Annotated in this window: 14 protein-coding genes; 3 read left to right on the top strand and 11 right to left on the bottom strand. The window is 42.6% G+C overall.

The window, feature by feature from the left end:
- Window positions 1-83 precede the first annotated feature (83 nt).
- The 9 genes from L0P89_RS16190 to leuC all read right to left on the bottom strand — a co-directional run bounded on the left by L0P89_RS16190 (window position 84) and on the right by leuC (window position 8,854).
- Entirely contained in the window at window positions 84-653 is a 570-nt protein-coding gene (locus L0P89_RS16190) for a hypothetical protein (protein WP_235266158.1), read from the bottom strand.
- A 654-nt stretch (window positions 654-1,307) separates the two neighbouring features.
- Entirely contained in the window at window positions 1,308-1,574 is a 267-nt protein-coding gene (locus tag L0P89_RS16185; RefSeq protein WP_235266157.1) for a DUF2492 family protein, read from the bottom strand.
- Window positions 1,575-1,741: 167 nt separating this feature from the next.
- Entirely contained in the window at window positions 1,742-2,242 is a 501-nt protein-coding gene (locus L0P89_RS16180) for a hypothetical protein (RefSeq protein WP_235266156.1), read from the bottom strand.
- Window positions 2,243-2,458: 216 nt separating this feature from the next.
- A complete protein-coding gene (locus tag L0P89_RS16175; protein ID WP_235266155.1) occupies window positions 2,459-3,361 on the bottom strand; it encodes an alpha/beta hydrolase family protein in 903 nt (300 codons plus the stop codon).
- 99 nt (window positions 3,362-3,460) lie between these two features.
- On the bottom strand, window positions 3,461-3,931 hold the full coding sequence (locus tag L0P89_RS16170; protein ID WP_235266154.1) for a hypothetical protein: 471 nt from the start codon (window positions 3,929-3,931) through the stop codon (window positions 3,461-3,463).
- A 162-nt stretch (window positions 3,932-4,093) separates the two neighbouring features.
- On the bottom strand, window positions 4,094-5,149 hold the full coding sequence (gene leuB, locus L0P89_RS16165) for a 3-isopropylmalate dehydrogenase (protein ID WP_235266153.1): 1,056 nt from the start codon (window positions 5,147-5,149) through the stop codon (window positions 4,094-4,096).
- Between the two features lie 154 nt (window positions 5,150-5,303).
- A complete protein-coding gene (locus tag L0P89_RS16160) occupies window positions 5,304-6,818 on the bottom strand; it encodes an alpha-isopropylmalate synthase regulatory domain-containing protein (RefSeq protein WP_235266152.1) in 1,515 nt (504 codons plus the stop codon).
- A 22-nt stretch (window positions 6,819-6,840) separates the two neighbouring features.
- Window positions 6,841-7,437, bottom strand: a complete 597-nt coding sequence (gene leuD / locus L0P89_RS16155; protein ID WP_235266151.1) for a 3-isopropylmalate dehydratase small subunit — start codon at window positions 7,435-7,437, stop codon at window positions 6,841-6,843.
- A gap of 10 nt (window positions 7,438-7,447) precedes the next feature.
- Window positions 7,448-8,854, bottom strand: coding sequence for a 3-isopropylmalate dehydratase large subunit (leuC, locus tag L0P89_RS16150; protein WP_409557556.1), 1,407 nt, complete (start codon window positions 8,852-8,854; stop codon window positions 7,448-7,450).
- Window positions 8,855-9,172: 318 nt separating this feature from the next.
- Between leuC and L0P89_RS16145 the strand changes: the two genes are divergently transcribed.
- Window positions 9,173-10,282: a DUF2911 domain-containing protein gene (locus tag L0P89_RS16145; protein WP_235266149.1), complete on the top strand. Its 1,110-nt coding sequence runs from the start codon at window positions 9,173-9,175 to the stop codon at window positions 10,280-10,282.
- A 46-nt stretch (window positions 10,283-10,328) separates the two neighbouring features.
- Here the strand turns inward: L0P89_RS16145 and recG are convergent, their stop codons facing one another.
- The gene (gene recG, locus L0P89_RS16140) at window positions 10,329-12,464 is read right to left on the bottom strand and encodes an ATP-dependent DNA helicase RecG (RefSeq protein ID WP_235266148.1); all 2,136 of its coding nucleotides are present in this window, start codon (window positions 12,462-12,464) and stop codon (window positions 10,329-10,331) included.
- A 46-nt stretch (window positions 12,465-12,510) separates the two neighbouring features.
- Between recG and L0P89_RS16135 the strand changes: the two genes are divergently transcribed.
- Together L0P89_RS16135 and L0P89_RS16130 are read left to right on the top strand one after the other, a co-directional pair.
- Complete coding sequence (locus L0P89_RS16135) at window positions 12,511-14,577, top strand: M1 family metallopeptidase (RefSeq protein WP_235266147.1); 2,067 nt, start codon at window positions 12,511-12,513, stop codon at window positions 14,575-14,577.
- A complete protein-coding gene (locus tag L0P89_RS16130; RefSeq protein ID WP_235266146.1) occupies window positions 14,574-15,488 on the top strand; it encodes a patatin family protein in 915 nt (304 codons plus the stop codon). The genes L0P89_RS16135 and L0P89_RS16130 overlap by 4 nt, the downstream gene beginning before the upstream one ends.
- A gap of 169 nt (window positions 15,489-15,657) precedes the next feature.
- Here L0P89_RS16130 and L0P89_RS16125 read toward each other — a convergent pair whose 3' ends face one another.
- Window positions 15,658-16,176 (bottom strand): hypothetical protein, encoded by a 519-nt coding sequence (locus L0P89_RS16125; protein WP_235266145.1) that lies wholly within the window; start codon window positions 16,174-16,176, stop codon window positions 15,658-15,660.
- Window positions 16,177-16,209 lie beyond the last annotated feature (33 nt).

Genomic DNA, 16,209 nt, shown 5'->3' with positions numbered 1-16,209 from the left:
ACAAAGGCTAGTTAGAACTATGTAAATTATTTTCTTCAAAATTTATCTTGCTTGCTAATGATGACCACTGGTCTATGCAGTTTTTATTGCTTGAAATTTTTCCTGAACTCCTCCATTTCTTCCTCTGAATAACCATAAATAAATCCTTTGGGGTCGTTTAATTCTTTCATTGTAAGGTGATAATCTCGAAGGAAAGCCAAAGCTTGGGATAGTCCCTTAGTGGAGTAAGATATTAATCCCTTTCCATCTGAAATGACCATTCTTGAATATTTGCTAGGAATACTGTCTATAAGACTGTCATTGCGGGCAATAAAACTTCCAAAACCCCATGTGGTGTCCCTGAGTACTATATGCTCTTCATAAAGAGTTTTCCATTCAGCATTTTTTTCGTCATGATTTTGATATTCAGACCTTACTCGAATTGAATCCCCAAACTTTGTTATTTCAAGTCGTTCATAACCTTGATACTCACAAATCGAATGGTCAAAGGAAACTCGAATAGTGTCCAATTCGGTCATTCTTTCCTTGAATTCTACAAGGTCCGTATTAAGATTAAAATCCGAAATAGGTTTTTCTATTATCGCTTTCGGTTTTTCCCGACATGAAATAACTAGCAAAAGTCCAATTATCAATATTCTGACTGTTTTTTTCAAATTATGTAGAACAATCCTGGCTATGATTTGGTATGACTTGGTAACCAAAACACGCGATTTAGTCGTCGAGATAGGTTTTGCGTGTGAAGGTTACAAGTAGCAAATCGTTACGCCTGGTCAATTATTCAATAAATGTAGGAAAAGTTGCCAGATCATGGCAAAGAAGCACTTAATTAGAGATGTTGTTAGATACAGTTTTTTATTCCTTTTTTGTTACGAGTTAAATAGGAATACAAGGATTCCTGCGAATATCAATGGAAACTGTACGATCCAATTAGTTTTTGGTTTAAGAATTAGAGAAAGGACTAAATCCAATAGAAAGGAAATTATTGCAATTCCACCAAAGACATACGGCGCTAATCCACCCAATTCAGGATTATGGCCATTCTCAATTGATTTATGAATCCCGATATACCAAACGATAGTTTGAACTATTAAATAAACAGTACATATTCTTAAAGGAGTAACGTAACGAAAGAACTTCTTCATTTTGTATGGTGCCTAACGGTCTCGTGAATGGCCTGTGCCGGTTTTTCGTAACGCCAGGTTACACGGAAATTAATTCATTTGGAAGGTAATTAATTTTAGGGTAAAGTAGGAGGCATGGCCCATACCCATGGTTAGACGATGTTTATATATTCCGGTAAGACTTGCTCATTTGTTGAATCCCTTGTGTCCCTCACATATTTGTATGGAAGGATGAAGTGCTACTTTTCCTTCTTTAGATAGGACTACTTTTTGGCGATTGACTAGAAAGTCGAGTGCATTTTCTTTGGGAAAGGCATTTCCAGAGCATGAACCAAAGTGAACATCTTCGCCCCAAGTAGTACCGATAGCTTCTATTAGTTCACTGGGTGTCCATTGTTCATTATTTTTCTCGATCAAAAAAATAACTTCATGTATATGTATACTATTATTCATGTCATTTATAATTGATAAATCCACCCTCCCGATGGCTATTGGGATAATGGTTAATGGGTTTAAAGTTAGCAATAAAGTCGCAACCTACCAGAACTCTGTCGGGCTGGTGAAGTATAGCAGCTGTTGTGCGCCGTTTGTAGTCAGATATAAATGATCAAAAATCAATTTTATTCAAAAAAACTTGGGGAAGACAAAAACTCGATTGGCGGATTGTCATTGGGAGTTGGCGCCCACAGCCTTGTTTTCTTGATTAACCAGCCATCACTTCTTTTTATAAGTAAATGGGTTTGCCTATAGGTTCTAACCACTGAATTCATGTCTTCAGAATTGATTTCTTGAAGTACATCGACCCAAGCAGTTTGCTTGCTGATGAATTTAATATTGAACTTCAGACTAAGTCTATGGCTATCTAATTTTGGGTATCTGGTAAATAACCAGTCTTTGAAATATGTATTTAAAGTGTCTTTATTTCTTATTGTCCACCCAAATGAGTTTTCCCAGTCCATTTCATCAGAATAGCACGCAAGTAGTTGGAAATGATCATGATTTGCAAGTGCTAAATTCATTTTTCTTACAACACGTTCTACGTCAGTGATTTGACTATTTTCATCAGGAGTTTCGCAGGAAAAAAGACTAATAAGAAGCAGAATCAAAAAGAATCTTTGCATTTTATTTGGTTCAAGTATTTGCTTTTAGACTTTTCGAAATGTAAAAGGTTTAATCCTATGGCATACAACGGTCTTATGTATGATTTCGTTGCGGCTGATGGCATTTTCCTTAGAGCCGTGCTGCGGGACGGAATCATTCCCTTTTTATCCAAGGTATCAAATATTCTTTTGGGCAGGAGGGGAGCCCTGGATTATAGCCCTTGTTGTGTAGCGTTTTTATTTCTTATTTATATTTTCAATTGTATCTGAAATAAATTCATCGGGCAAGTAATGTCCAGATTCATAGAATTTCAATGATTTATCTTTTATTGTTATTTTATCAAAAAAATCTTGGGCTTCTTCTTTGGTATACCAGCCATCTTTTGTTCCCATTAGTAAGGTAACAGGCGACTTTTGCAGTGTCGCACAATTTTTTGGTGACATATAATCAATCTTTTTAGTGTTTTCTTCGCTCATTCCAAGTCGCACACCTGTTTTAAAATCTAATGGTGCTACGCAAATGACTACACGATTTAGTCTATCATCAATGGAATTTAAAAGAATTGTCATCTGTCCGCCCATACTATAGCCTATAACATCAAAAGTTTGTGTTTTTGAGGTTGATTTACGTTCTATATAGTCCATTATGATTCGGATATCTTTGACAGAAGACGTATATAGGTTATATATTTTTTGAACATCTTGTGATGAAAAAAATGTTAGAGGCGAAGCAAAATTTCCTTGATAGGTTCTTTCTCCGTGATATTTAGCATCAGGGATTAGTACAGAATAGCCTAATGTTAATAATGAATCTTTGAGTTCTACGTATTTTTCTGATAGACTGGTTATAGGATTAACCCAATTGTCTTTGCTCCCAGTTAAACCGTGAAGAAGTATAACATATTTATCTTCCTTTCTATCTTTAGGTTTTATGCTATAAAAAGGAATTTTGGAATCGAACCCATCTATAACTATTTTTTCAAATGTATTACCATTATCAGCGGTATTACTTTCAACAATTCTATCATTGAATTCTTTTTTTGGAAAATAACTCAAATCAGCTATTATTTCTTGGGCTGAAATAACAGTGCCAATGAGAATTAGGACAAAAGTCAATATTAATGGTCTAAGTTTTCTCATAAGTATAGTTGAGTTTGGATTCAGTTTTTCAAATTCTACACAATGGTTTGGCTATACGCAGTGTCCCATAGGGCATTATAGGTTTTGTTGGCAAACGTTTTAATGTTTCTTTTCACTTTTCTTTCGATATGTTGTTCGCATCTGGGGTAAAAGAGCAATCAGAATGATTAGCAGCGCATAAAAGCTATAAAACGTATGCAACCAGTGTACTGAACTTTGAAGAAAGATCAATTGTATTTGTATCCAACTAATGAGTGTAAAAGCAACATAAATGCTGTAAGTCCACGACCAATGCATGTCCCCGAATACATTAAACATATCCGCCAATTTAGAATCCGGCTTCTTAATTAATGCTGGTATGAGTAATAACGGTATCGTGCCAAGAAGAATAAACAAGATAATTCCCGGTATCACAAAATTTTGAAAAGGCATATTTTTAAACTCGGTTATTGGTAGTCCCAACATCTCTCCCATGGGAGAAATTATCAGTACCAATCCACCGCCAATAGCTCCTAGCCCAAGGAACCCTAGTATGGTTAAAAAGACATGTCGTGTTGTAATTTTTTGCATAGGAGCTACTTTGTTTTGAACATTCGATGTTTGCCAACGTAAGAATATAGATCACCAATGATCTATATAGCTTCTATATTAGGAACAATTTACCACTTATGCCAACATTAAAAAAGCCCAGTTTACTGGGCTTTGAGTATTGTAGGAAATCGTAGATGATAGCTAAATATTCTTGGCAAGCCAATCGCCCACTTCAGAGGTTTTATAGGCTTTGCCACCATCGGCTAGATCTTCGGTCACCATACCTTCGGCCAATGATTTGTTCACTACATCACGAATGGTCTGCGCTTCTTGGGCCAGCCCAAGATCATCGAACATCATGGCAGCTGAAAGCACGGTCGCCAAGGGGTTGGCGATATCTTTACCCGCCGCCTGTGGATACGATCCGTGAATTGGTTCGTACAGCGATACCTTGCTGCCCACCGAGGCCGAGGGCATAAGGCCCATAGAACCCGAAATGACCGAAGCTTCATCGGTCAAAATGTCGCCAAACATGTTTTCAGTGATCAGTACGTCATATTCTTTGGGCCATTGTACCAATCGCATGGCCACGGCATCGACAAACTCATAGGAGACCTCCACTTCTGGATAGTCCTTTTCCATTTGTTGAACGGTCTCACGCCACAGTCGTGATGATTCAAGAACATTGGCCTTATCAACGCAGCACAAGCGTTTTGAACGCTTCATGGCAGCCTCAAACCCTTTTTTGGCGATGCGTTGTACTTCGGCACGGGTATAGGTACAGGTATCATAGGCGGTATCGCCATTATCTTCGCGGCCCCGCTTTCCGAAGTAGATACCCCCTGTCAGCTCACGAAAGAAGACCAAGTCGGTACCCTCGATGCGTTCGCGTTTCAAAGGCGATTTATCGATCAATGATGGAAAGGTAAAGGTCGGACGCACATTGGCGAACAGTCCCAGTTTTTGCCGCATTTTCAGGAGTCCCTGCTCAGGGCGTACCTTTGCCGATGGGTCATTGTCGAACTTGGGGTGCCCGATGGCCCCGAACAATACGGCATCTGCATTTGCACAAACCTCATGGGTCTCATCGGGGTAGGGCTCACCAACCGCATCGATGGCCGCAGCACCCGTCAAAGCGGATTGCCACTCGATTTCATGGTTGAATTTCTTTGCTACGGCATCTGATACCTTCACGGCTTGGTCGATTACTTCTGGACCGATACCATCACCGGCCAATAGGGCTATTGTAAGTTTCATGGATTATCTGGTTATTTTCGTTCCCGCAAAAAAGGAAATCTTTATTAATTAGGTTTTTGGGCATTCGGTGAAACACCCGTAAAGTTCTCTCAAGGAGGTAGCCAACAAAAATGAATGCTAAAAACTCTAACATCTAACTTCTAGCGTCTATCGTCTAAATTAAATTCAACATCTTTTCAGTGGCCTTTATGGCCGATACGGTTTGGTCAGAGTCCAGTCCCGTGGTGACAAAATCATGTTTGGGGGTTTTCCAGGTGATCATGGTTTCACATAGGGCATCGGAGCTGCTTCCGGGAGGAATACGAACGGCATAATCGATGAGTTTGGGAAGCGCCACGTCAAGCTTTGTATATACTTTGTGCAGTGCATTCATGAAGGCATCAAATTGGCCATCGCCCTGTGCATGTTCTTCATACACCTTTCCCTCAACGTCAATCGACAGGGTAGTGGAGGGCATCAGTCCCTTTGAATGTGTAAGCACATACGATTGAATGAAGACCTTTTGTTTATAAGCACTACTGTCCAATACATCGGAAATAATATAGGGAAGATCTTCTTTGGTGACTTTTTCTTTTTTGTCGCCGAGTTCTATGATACGCTCGGTCACTTTTTTGACCTCCTCATCATTGAGGGTCAATCCCAATTCTTGAAGGTTTTTTAAGATATTGGCCTTACCTGACGTTTTGCCCAAGGCGTATTTGCGCTTTCTGCCAAAACGCTCAGGCATTAGACTATTAAAGTAAAGATTATGTTTATTGTCACCATCTGCATGAATACCAGCAGTTTGTGTAAAAACGTTATCACCTACAATGGGTTTGTTGGCAGGTATGCCGAAACCGGTAAATGTAGAAACCAGTTTGCTTACTTTATATAAAGAAGATTCTACCACCTTGGTCTCGATCTCAGGTAAAAAATCATTGATAACGGCAATGGTACTTGCCAAAGGGGCATTACCGGCCCGCTCGCCCATGCCGTTCACGGTAAGGTGCAATCCATAAGCCCCCGCCTTTAAGGCCTCCATAACGTTCGATACGCTCAGATCATAGTCATTGTGCCCGTGAAAATCAAAGTGGGTGCTTGGATATCGTTTTATGATCTTCTCGATATATGTAAAGGTTTCTGATGGGGTCAATACCCCGAGTGTGTCGGGCAATAAAATTCTCTTGACGGGCTGTTCGGTCAAAAAATCGAGAAACTGAAAGACGTACTCTTGTGAATTGCGCATGCCATTGCTCCAATCTTCTAAATACACATTGGTCGCAATGCCTGCTTCTTGCCCTAAAGCAATTACCTCTGCAATACCACTGAAATGCTGTTCCGGTGTTTTTTTGAGCTGATGGGTCAAGTGGTTCAATGATCCCTTGGTCAATAAATTCTGCACTTTTGCCCCGGCCTTTTTCATCCATTCAATGGAAGCGCCACCATCGACAAATGTCAATACCTCGACTTGATCGATACGGCCTTCTTCCGCCGCCCATTCCATTATGTTCTTAACCGCTTCGAACTCTCCATCGGACACCCGTGCCGAGGCTACCTCTATACGGTCTACCTTCAGTTCTTCGAGCAATAGTTTTGCCAAGGTCAATTTTTCAGATGCCGTAAAGGAAACGCCAGAGGTCTGTTCCCCATCTCTGAGGGTAGTATCCATTATTTCAACACATCTCTTCATAAAGCGCTTGTTTGCGAGTGGGTCAGAAGGGGCGTTTTGCTGCAAATTCTTCAATCTCTTTTTTCATGGCCACCAGATAATCGATATCATCGTAGCCGTTCATCATATTGCTCTTTTTATAGCTATTGATATCAAAAGATTCTTGCTCCCCGGTACTCAGAATGGTTACGGTCTGCTCTGGAAGGTTCACTTCAAATTCCGTTTTGGGGTCCGTTTCCAAGGCTTTGAATATTTTGTCTAAAAAATCGGCACTCACTTGCACGGGAAGTACGCCTATGTTCAGGCAATTATTGCGGAAGATATCCGCAAAAAAACTGGAGATGACGCAGCGAAAACCATAGTCGTACACCGCCCAGGCCGCATGCTCTCGTGAAGAACCCGAGCCGAAATTTTTTCCACCCACCAAGATCTTGCCACCGTAAATCGGATTGTTCAGCACAAAATTTTCTTTTGGGGCACCATCGCTATGGTAACGCCAATCTCGAAAAAGGTTATCACCAAATCCCTTACGTTCCGTAGCCTTTAAGAAACGGGCAGGAATGATTTGGTCGGTATCTACATTTTCGATGGGCAGTGGTACCGCTGTACTGTTGAGTATGTTGAATTTATCGTAAGCCATGGTTGAGATTTTAGACCAATTCAGGTTTTAGTAATTCGCGTGGATCGGTGACCTTACCAGTCACAGCTGTTGCCGCTGCCACCAAAGGGCTCGCCAAAATGGTTCGTGCCCCGGGACCTTGTCGGCCCTCAAAATTTCGATTTGAGGTGCTGACGGCCAATTTGCCGGCGGGAATCTTGTCATCATTCATCGCCAAGCAAGCCGAACAACCGGGTTCGCGTAGTGAGAATCCTGCTTCGGTCAGCATATCCAAAATTCCTTCTTCCTTTATTTTTTCTTCTACAACATGGCTTCCGGGCACCAACCAAACGGTTAGGCCATCGGCCTTTTTCCTTCCTTTTATGACAGAGGCAAAGGCCCTAAAATCTTCAATACGGGCATTGGTACAGCTTCCGAGAAATACATAATCGACCTTTTTTCCCATCATGGGCTCACCCTCGGTAAATCCCATATAATCCAACGATTTTTTAAAGGTCACCTCACTGGCCTGAATATCAGACGCACTGGGAATATTCTTGGTGATGCCCACTCCCATACCGGGATTGGTACCGTAAGTGACCATCGGTTCGATTTCTGCGGCATCGAAACTAAATTCCTTGTCAAATTCGGCCCCATCATCGGTCTTGAGGGTATTCCAATATTCCATGGCCTTGTCCCATTCAGCTCCTTTTGGGGTATATTCCCTTCCTTTGATGTATTCAAACGTTTTTTCATCAGGTGCGACCATTCCGCCGCGGGCACCCATCTCAATGCTCATATTGCAGACGGTCATACGGCCTTCCATGCTCATGTCTTTGAAAACATCGCCAGCATATTCAACAAAATGCCCTGTAGCACCAGAAGTGGTCAGTTTGGCGATGATGAAAAGGGCAACATCTTTTGGTGTGACCCCAAAACCAAGGGTACCGTTGACACTGATGCGCATCTTTTTCGGTTTGGGCTGCATGATACACTGGGTAGAGAGTACCATTTCAACTTCTGAAGTGCCTATACCGAAGGCAATGGCCCCAAAGGCCCCATGTGTGGATGTATGTGAATCACCACAGACAATGGTCGCCCCTGGCAAGGTGATGCCATTTTCCGGACCTACCACATGTACGATTCCGTTTTTGCGGTGGCCAAGCCCCCAATGCACGATGTTCCACTCAGCGGTATTCTCTTGTAAAGCTTTCAACTGATTGGCCGATAGTGGGTCACCGACCGGTAGGTGCTGGTTCAATGTTGGCGTGTTATGATCGGCAGTGGCAAATGTGCGCTGCGGATACAGCACTGAATTACCACGATTTTTCAAGCCCAAAAACGCCACGGGACTGGTCACTTCATGGATGAAATGGCGGTCGATGAAGAATACATCTGGTCCACCTTCGATTTTTCGAACAACATGTGAGTCCCAAACCTTATCGAACAGTGTTTTCATTTTCATTTCAAATTAACGGGTATTCTTATTTTTCGATGCGTGAAATACCCTGTTTTCTCGATCAAAATCAAGCTTCAAACTTACAAAAGACAACAGCGCAGTTGAAATAATATCCGTTTAAAATTACGATGCCCAATCGTTTAGGCCTTTTCATATTAGTTTCACTTGCCCGTCTGGTCAACAAAAAAGTCCCCACTCAAGAGTACGGAGTTTAACATATTCGAATGGCAGATTAACACAATGGTAACGAAAAGGACAACGGTTCATGAGTATTTTCGGAATGACCTAATTTATTCATTAACAGTAAACAACAAACCAATGAAAAAAAGCGACACAAAAATTTCAATTCTATTGTTGCTCGCGGTCTTGTGTTTTTCGACAGAAGCCCTCGCACAACTTGACTTGCCGAGGGGGAGTCAAAAAGCAAAAGTCTCACAGCGTATCGGTATTACCGATATTACGATTGTCTATTCACGACCCAGTGTCAATGACCGTGAAATATGGGGGCAGTTGGTACCTTATGGAATGAACAATCTCGGTTTTGGAACAGCAGCTGAATCACCCTGGCGGGCCGGAGCAAATGAGAACACCATTTTTAAAGCCAGCGATGCCATCAAGATAGAAGGGAAGGATTTGCCCGCTGGTAAATACGGTCTTCACATGGTCGTCAACGAAGATGATACGGCCACGATAATTTTTTCTAAAAATCATGGGGCCTGGGGCAGTTATTTTTATGACCCTGCAGAAGATGTATTGCGGGTCGATGTGACCGCCAAAGAGATTTCCCATGTTGAACAGTTGAAATTCGAATTCAATGAGGTGGATGCCACATCAGGTGTTGCTTCCTTGAACTGGGAAAAGAAACAGATCCCCTTTAAGATCGAAGTGGGCGTTACCGATATCGTTTTGGCGGATATTCGACAAAAATTACAAGACACCCCAGGGTTTAGCCGTCAATCATGGGAGCAGGCCGCTAATTTTGCATTGAACAATGGAGGCGACCTTGATGAGGCCATGGGGTGGGTCGATGCCGCTATCGATGGACAGTTTTTCAGCCAAAAAACATTCAATAACCTAAGTATCAAGGCGCAGATCTTGGCCAAACAGGGCAAGACTGCCGAGGCTGAGGCCATCATGCAAGAAGCATTGCCCATGGGTACGGTTTTTCAAGTTCATGGGTATGGGCGACAGTTGATCGCCCAAGGGCAGACCGATAAAGCCTTGGAGATTTTTCAATGGAACGCCAAAAATCACAAAGATACTTGGCCCGTACACTATGGACTTGCTCGGGGCTACTCTGCGAAAGGCGATCATAAATCGACACTCAAGCACCTAAAAATTGCTTTGCAGAATGCACCCGCACAGGTAAACCGTGACAGGGTACAGGCCAATATCGACAAAGCAGAAAAGGGAGAAGGTATCAACTAGCTACAATTATATACCAAGTGTGAACGCCCAGTGAAGCTGGGCGTTCTTAGCTTATATACCCCCAAATTGCCTTATCCTTGACCATTTTGGCAAATTGCTTTCGAATGGGCAGGTTTTCAGGTTTTTCCAATCGTGGATCTTCTTTTAGTAAGTTTACCGCATAGTAACGGGCGGTGTTCAAAATTTGGTTGTCCTTGACAATATCGGCAATCTTTAAGTTCAACAATCCGCTTTGTTGAGTGCCCATCAAGTCGCCAGGACCACGTAATCTCAAGTCCACTTCGGCAATTTCAAAACCGTCGTTGGTACGTGTCATGGTCTGTAAGCGGGTACGGGCATCTTCAGAGAGTTTACTGCCCGTCATCAGAATGCAATAGCTCTGTTCAGCCCCCCTTCCGACACGGCCACGTAGTTGGTGCAATTGTGAGAGTCCGAATCGCTCTGCACTTTCGATGATCATCACCGAGGCATTGGGTACATTGACCCCCACTTCGATGACCGTAGTGGCCACCATAAGTTGGGTCTCGCCCTTTACAAAACGCGCCATCTCATAGTCTTTGTCCTGACTCTTCATACGGCCATGTACAATGGATATTTGGTAATCGGGCAGGGGAAACTCCCGTGAAATGCTTTCATAGCCATCCATCAGGTCTTTATAGTCTACGGCTTCCGATTCTTGTATCAGGGGGTACACGATATAGACCTGTCTTCCTTTTTTGATTTCTTGCTTAATGAAGTGAAAGACCTTTAGGCGATTCGAATCATAACGGTGCACCGTTTTGACAGGTTTGCGCCCAGGGGGCAGTTCATCGATGACCGAAATATCGAGATCTCCATATAGGCTCATGGCCAGGGTACGCGGAATGGGCGTAGCGGTCATGACCAGCACATGGGGCGGAATGGAAACCCCTCCAACCTCCCCCGGGGGTGAGCCCCCCTTATGCCAAAGTTTTGAACGCTGTGCTACCCCAAAACGATGCTGCTCATCAACAATGGCGAGACCAAGATTGTGAAATTGCACTTTCTCTTCCAAAACGGCATGGGTGCCCACTAAAATATGGAGCGACCCGTTTTGCAACCGCTCGTGGATGGTTCTTCGTTCCGATTTTTTTGTAGAGCCCGTGAGCAGTTCGAGGGTTATTTCCATTTTACCCAATAATTCCTTTAATCCGTTGTAGTGTTGATTGGCCAAAATTTCTGTAGGGGCCATCAAACAGGCCTGAAAACCGTTATCAATGGCCAACAGCATGCTCATCAGCGCCACTATGGTCTTGCCAGAACCCACATCGCCCTGTAACAAGCGGTTCATTTGGGCGTTGCTTCCTAAATCGGCCCGAATTTCTTTGATGACCCTTTTTTGGGCTGCTGTAAGCTCAAAAGGCAAATGCTTTTCAAAGAAGGTGTTGAAATTGTGACCTACCTTTTCAAAGGGAAAGCCCTTTATTTTTTGTTTTCGGATAATCTTCTTTGAAATCAGTTGCAACTGTATGTAGAACAGCTCTTCAAATTTGAGACGGAACCTAGCTTTGGCCAGCAGCTCTTGATTTTTGGGAAAATGAACGTTCAACAAAGCATCAGCTCTTGAAAATAGTTTCAGTTCTTCTAGAATTGCCCCCGAGACCGTTTCTTGAAACTGGCCTTTTGATTCGAGCAAAAGTTGCTGTTGCAGTTTGCTGATGACCCTATTGGTGATGCCCTTGGCGCTCAATTTTTCGGTAGAGGGGTAGATGGGCTGCATGGCGATCTTTAGTCCTGCTTGGTGCTCTTTGAGCAATTCCATTTCTGGGTGGGGCATTGAAAAAGTACTTCCGTATCGGTTTATGCGGCCAAAAACCACGTAGGGTTCATTGAGCCTCAGGTTTTCACGCATCCATTTTTGGGCCCTGAACCAAACCAGCTCCATTTCTCCCGTATCATCCATAAAAGTGGCCACGAGCCTTTTGCCGCGTTTCTGTTCTACCGTTTTGAGGTGAACAATTTTGCCCATGATCTGTACGTCGGCCCCACTATCTTTTAACTGATTGATTTTGTAATATTGGGTTTTGTCTAAATAGCGGTTGGGGTAGAGGTGTAAGAGATCGTGGTAGGTCTGAATGCCCAATTCTGTTTGCAAGGTCTCTGCCCGATTCGGGCCCACACCTTTGAGATAAGCGATTGGAGTTTGTAGAAAATTGGGCTTCATCGCACGAATTTATGTAATTTGGATTGACTTTTGCTGCTCCGAGGCTATGAGACAATTCTACCTGCTTTTCTTTTTGGTTCCCATAATGATTTTCGGACAAGATTTCCCTGCAGTGGATTTTGTCTCTGGTGATGTCTCCATTACTCCTGATACCATTGAAAAATCGATTAAGGGGAGTGTTTCCTATGCATTTGAAATGTCGGCAAACACAGATTCCATTTTTCTTGATGCCATTGATATGGGTTTTCAAAAAGTAGCCTTGAACGGTAAAGAAGTTCCCTATTCCAACAATGGAAAACAAATTGCATTTCAGGCCCCCAAGAACATGGGAGAACACCTATTGACGCTATGGTTTACCTCGAAACCCAAGCAGACCGTTTATTTTTTTGGTTGGGACGATCAAATTAATGGGAACGAGCAAATATGGACTCAAGGCCAAGGTAAGTACACCAGCCATTGGCTGCCCAGTTTTGATGATATGAGCGAAAAAATTGAATTTGATTTTCAAATAATGGCACCGAAAGAATATGATGCAATCGCTAACGGGGAACTTCTTGAAGTAGTTGATAAAGACTCGCTAAATGCGTGGAGATTCAACATGGAAAAACCGATGAGCAGTTATCTTGCGGCTTTTGCCATTGGTGATTTTGACAAGAAAACCCTGAAGTCTGCTTCTGGTGTGCCCATCGAACTGTATTATGAGCCCAAAGACAGCCTAAAGGTCGAGCCCACCTTTCGCTATATGAAAGAGATTTTTGACTTTTTGGAGGAGGAAATCGAAGTACCCTATCCATGGCAAAACTATAAACAGGTGCCCGCACAGGATTTTCTTTATGCGGGAATGGAAAACACGACGCTCACCATTTTCTCGAATACTTACGTAATTGATTCCATGGCCTTTATCGATAAGAATTACGTGAATGTCAATGCCCATGAGCTGGCCCACCAATGGTTTGGTAACTTGGTCACCGAAAAAAGTGGTGAGCACCATTGGTTACATGAAGGTTTTGCGACCTATTACGCCTATCTTACCGAAAAAGAGCTTTTTGGCGATGACCATTATTATTGGCGATTATATGACACGGCTAAAACCTTGAACATACTTTCAGAAAATGGCGATGGGGAAGCCCTGACGAATCCGAATGCAAACAGTCTGACCTTTTATGAAAAGGGTGCATGGGCCTTGGTCATGCTACGTGAAATAGCAGGTGAAGAGGCCTTTAAAAAAGGAATTCGCAACTATCTCGAAAAATTTGCCTTTAAAAATGTGACCATTGCCGATTTTCTTTCTGAAGTCGAATCCGCAAGTGGTAAAGACCTCACTGGTTTTCGGAAAGAGTGGTTAGAAGGTGAGGAATTTCCGTGGGAATCGACCAAAGCCTATTTGGTACGGCACGCCAACAGTATTAAAGAATATTTTGAACTAAAGAAAGCCGATGGGGCGACAATCAAAAAAATGGATTGGTACTCCGGTACCACTTCCGCTGCACTCAAAAGACAGCTCATATTGACCTACGGATTGAAGACCCCGGTAAAAGGATTGGAAAGCATCCTACAAAAAGAAAAGGACTTAAAAACAAGACAGGCCGTGGCACAGGTTATTGAAAGTGTTCCGCAAGAATTGAAAGAAGTGTTTGCTTCCCTGCTTGAAGATGAAAGCTATGTTACCCAAGAATTGGCGTTGTTCAAACTATGGACCAGTTTCCCTTCTGAAAGAGAGAACTTTTTGTCACAAACCAACAATGTGATGGGCCTTCCAAATAAGAACATTCGTCTTTTATGGTTGACCTTGGCCTTGGTGACCCCTGAAATCCATCCTGAAAAAAAGAAAGGCTATTACGAAGAACTAAACGGCTATACTGCGCCCAATCATCATTTTGAGGTACGCCAGTTGGCTTTCGAGTATCTCAACCACATCAATGCATTGAACAATGAAGCACTTGCAAATCTGGTCGAGGCCGCTGACCATCATGTTTGGCAATTCAAGAAGTTCTCAAGAAATTTATTGCGTGAATTGATGACAGATGAGCTATTTGAGAAACGATTGAACACTGTTTACGAAACCCTAACCAAAGAGAACAAAAAAATACTTGATAAACTGAACAACAAATGAGGGCATTGGTCATATCAGGTGGAGGGAGTAAAGGAGCCTTTGCGGGCGGGGTAGCCCAATTTTTGATAGAAGAGGCCAAACATGGTTACGAGCTTTTTGTGGGCACCTCGACAGGAAGCTTGCTCATCTCTCACTTGGCCCTTAACAAAATTGATAAAATCAAGGAAATATATTCTTCGGTAGATCAAGATAGTATCTTCAGCAGCTGCCCCTTTATCATTCGTCGAAAACATGGTCTAGAGTTAATCGCCATCAACCATTGGAATGTGCTCAAAAATTTTATGAAAGGCCATAAGACCTTTGGTGAAAGCGAGAGTCTTCGGCAATTGATACGAAGTAGTATCACCATCGAAGAATTCAATGCACTAAAGAACAGTTCGAAAGATGTGGTGATTACGGTTTCTAACCTATCGCTCAACCAAGTAGAATATAAGTCGATAAATGATTGTACCTACGATGAGTATTGTGATTGGATCTGGATTTCATCGAATTATACCCCTTTTATGAGTTTGGTCAGAAAAAATGGTTGCGAATATGCCGATGGGGGACTGGGCAGTTTGGTGCCCATCGAAGAGGCCATCAAAAGAGGAGCGACAGAAGTTGATGTGGTCGTACTACATACCGAGGTAAATTATTTGAACCGGATGCCTTCCCGGAATCCGTTTGAGTTGATTACCACCATTTTTTCCTTTATGCTAGATCGTATTGAAAATCAAAATGTAAGAATTGGAAAATTGGTGGCCAGCCAACACGATGCCATCATCAATTTCTACTACACACCTACGGTTCTTACCACAAATTCATTGATTTTCAATAAAGAGCGTATGACCTTATGGTGGAAAAAAGGGTATCTCTATGCCAAGAACAAGAATGTCGAGAGTATGCCGATCGATCCCGATGTGCAAGAGTGATGAAGTAGTTGGCAGTCAATAGTTATTCGTTAGTATTGAATGGCGTGTACAAAAAAGTTCATGGTTCGTTTTGATAATCTACCCTGTTGGCTAAGTCCTAAGCTGAAGAATGGGTGGTCTAGGGGTAAGGACTGGCGTAATCAATAGGCTAACGACCATCAACAGCTAGTTACCACAACTCAGAGATCTCTCTCTTAACAAAAGCCAAGGCAGTTGCCGATGGGGATTGTTTTTCCATGGTTTCGTTCAAAATATCTTCCCTAAGCTTATCAGAAGAATCACTTTCACTCATACCGGCAGAACGTATGATCTGAATAGTGGCACTTTTAGCGGCCTTGATGATATTCCAGCACTCATCACTCATGTATATTTGTTGTGAGAGATTATGGTCAAATTCTGTTTCTATCTGTTTGATAAGTAGATTTTCGTAATCGGCCTTGTTTTTTGATTTTGGGGCCACTCTTACCACTAAACTCGGAATGGAAATACGCTCTAAGAAAAGGGCCATACGCTCATAGGCCTGCAATCGTATGGGCAAGGCCTGTTTTTGGGTATCTTTTTGTAACAAGAAGCGCCTGCGCCCTTCTTCATTTCTTGTATGCAATCTAAAAAAGTAAAAGGCAACGGCGCCGGTGACAACCGCTGGTAATAAAAAGGCAAAAAGTTGTAGGATATCGTCTCCTGTCATGTCTGGGCAGTTTGGTTTTGTTGTCTGTACAAC

The organism is Muricauda sp. SCSIO 65647, assembly GCF_021534965.1.
Taxonomy (GTDB): Bacteria; Bacteroidota; Bacteroidia; order Flavobacteriales; family Flavobacteriaceae; genus Flagellimonas_A.
The sequence above is the reverse complement of the archived record's forward strand: the minus strand, read 5'-3'. Positions and strand labels throughout refer to the sequence as shown.

Coding starts and splice junctions, on each gene's coding strand:
- L0P89_RS16130 (WP_235266146.1), top strand. CDS start 14,574: ATGAGGGCATTGGTCATATCAGGTGGAGGGAGTAAAGGAGCCTTTGCG.
- L0P89_RS16135 (WP_235266147.1), top strand. CDS start 12,511: ATGAGACAATTCTACCTGCTTTTCTTTTTGGTTCCCATAATGATTTTC.
- L0P89_RS16170 (WP_235266154.1), bottom strand. CDS start 3,931: ATGCAAAAAATTACAACACGACATGTCTTTTTAACCATACTAGGGTTC.
- L0P89_RS16175 (WP_235266155.1), bottom strand. CDS start 3,361: ATGAGAAAACTTAGACCATTAATATTGACTTTTGTCCTAATTCTCATT.
- L0P89_RS16180 (WP_235266156.1), bottom strand. CDS start 2,242: ATGCAAAGATTCTTTTTGATTCTGCTTCTTATTAGTCTTTTTTCCTGC.
- leuC (WP_409557556.1), bottom strand. CDS start 8,854: ATGAAAACACTGTTCGATAAGGTTTGGGACTCACATGTTGTTCGAAAA.
- L0P89_RS16185 (WP_235266157.1), bottom strand. CDS start 1,574: ATGAATAATAGTATACATATACATGAAGTTATTTTTTTGATCGAGAAA.
- leuD (WP_235266151.1), bottom strand. CDS start 7,437: ATGGCTTACGATAAATTCAACATACTCAACAGTACAGCGGTACCACTG.
- recG (WP_235266148.1), bottom strand. CDS start 12,464: ATGAAGCCCAATTTTCTACAAACTCCAATCGCTTATCTCAAAGGTGTG.
- leuB (WP_235266153.1), bottom strand. CDS start 5,149: ATGAAACTTACAATAGCCCTATTGGCCGGTGATGGTATCGGTCCAGAA.
- L0P89_RS16145 (WP_235266149.1), top strand. CDS start 9,173: ATGAAAAAAAGCGACACAAAAATTTCAATTCTATTGTTGCTCGCGGTC.
- L0P89_RS16125 (WP_235266145.1), bottom strand. CDS start 16,176: ATGACAGGAGACGATATCCTACAACTTTTTGCCTTTTTATTACCAGCG.
- L0P89_RS16160 (WP_235266152.1), bottom strand. CDS start 6,818: ATGAAGAGATGTGTTGAAATAATGGATACTACCCTCAGAGATGGGGAA.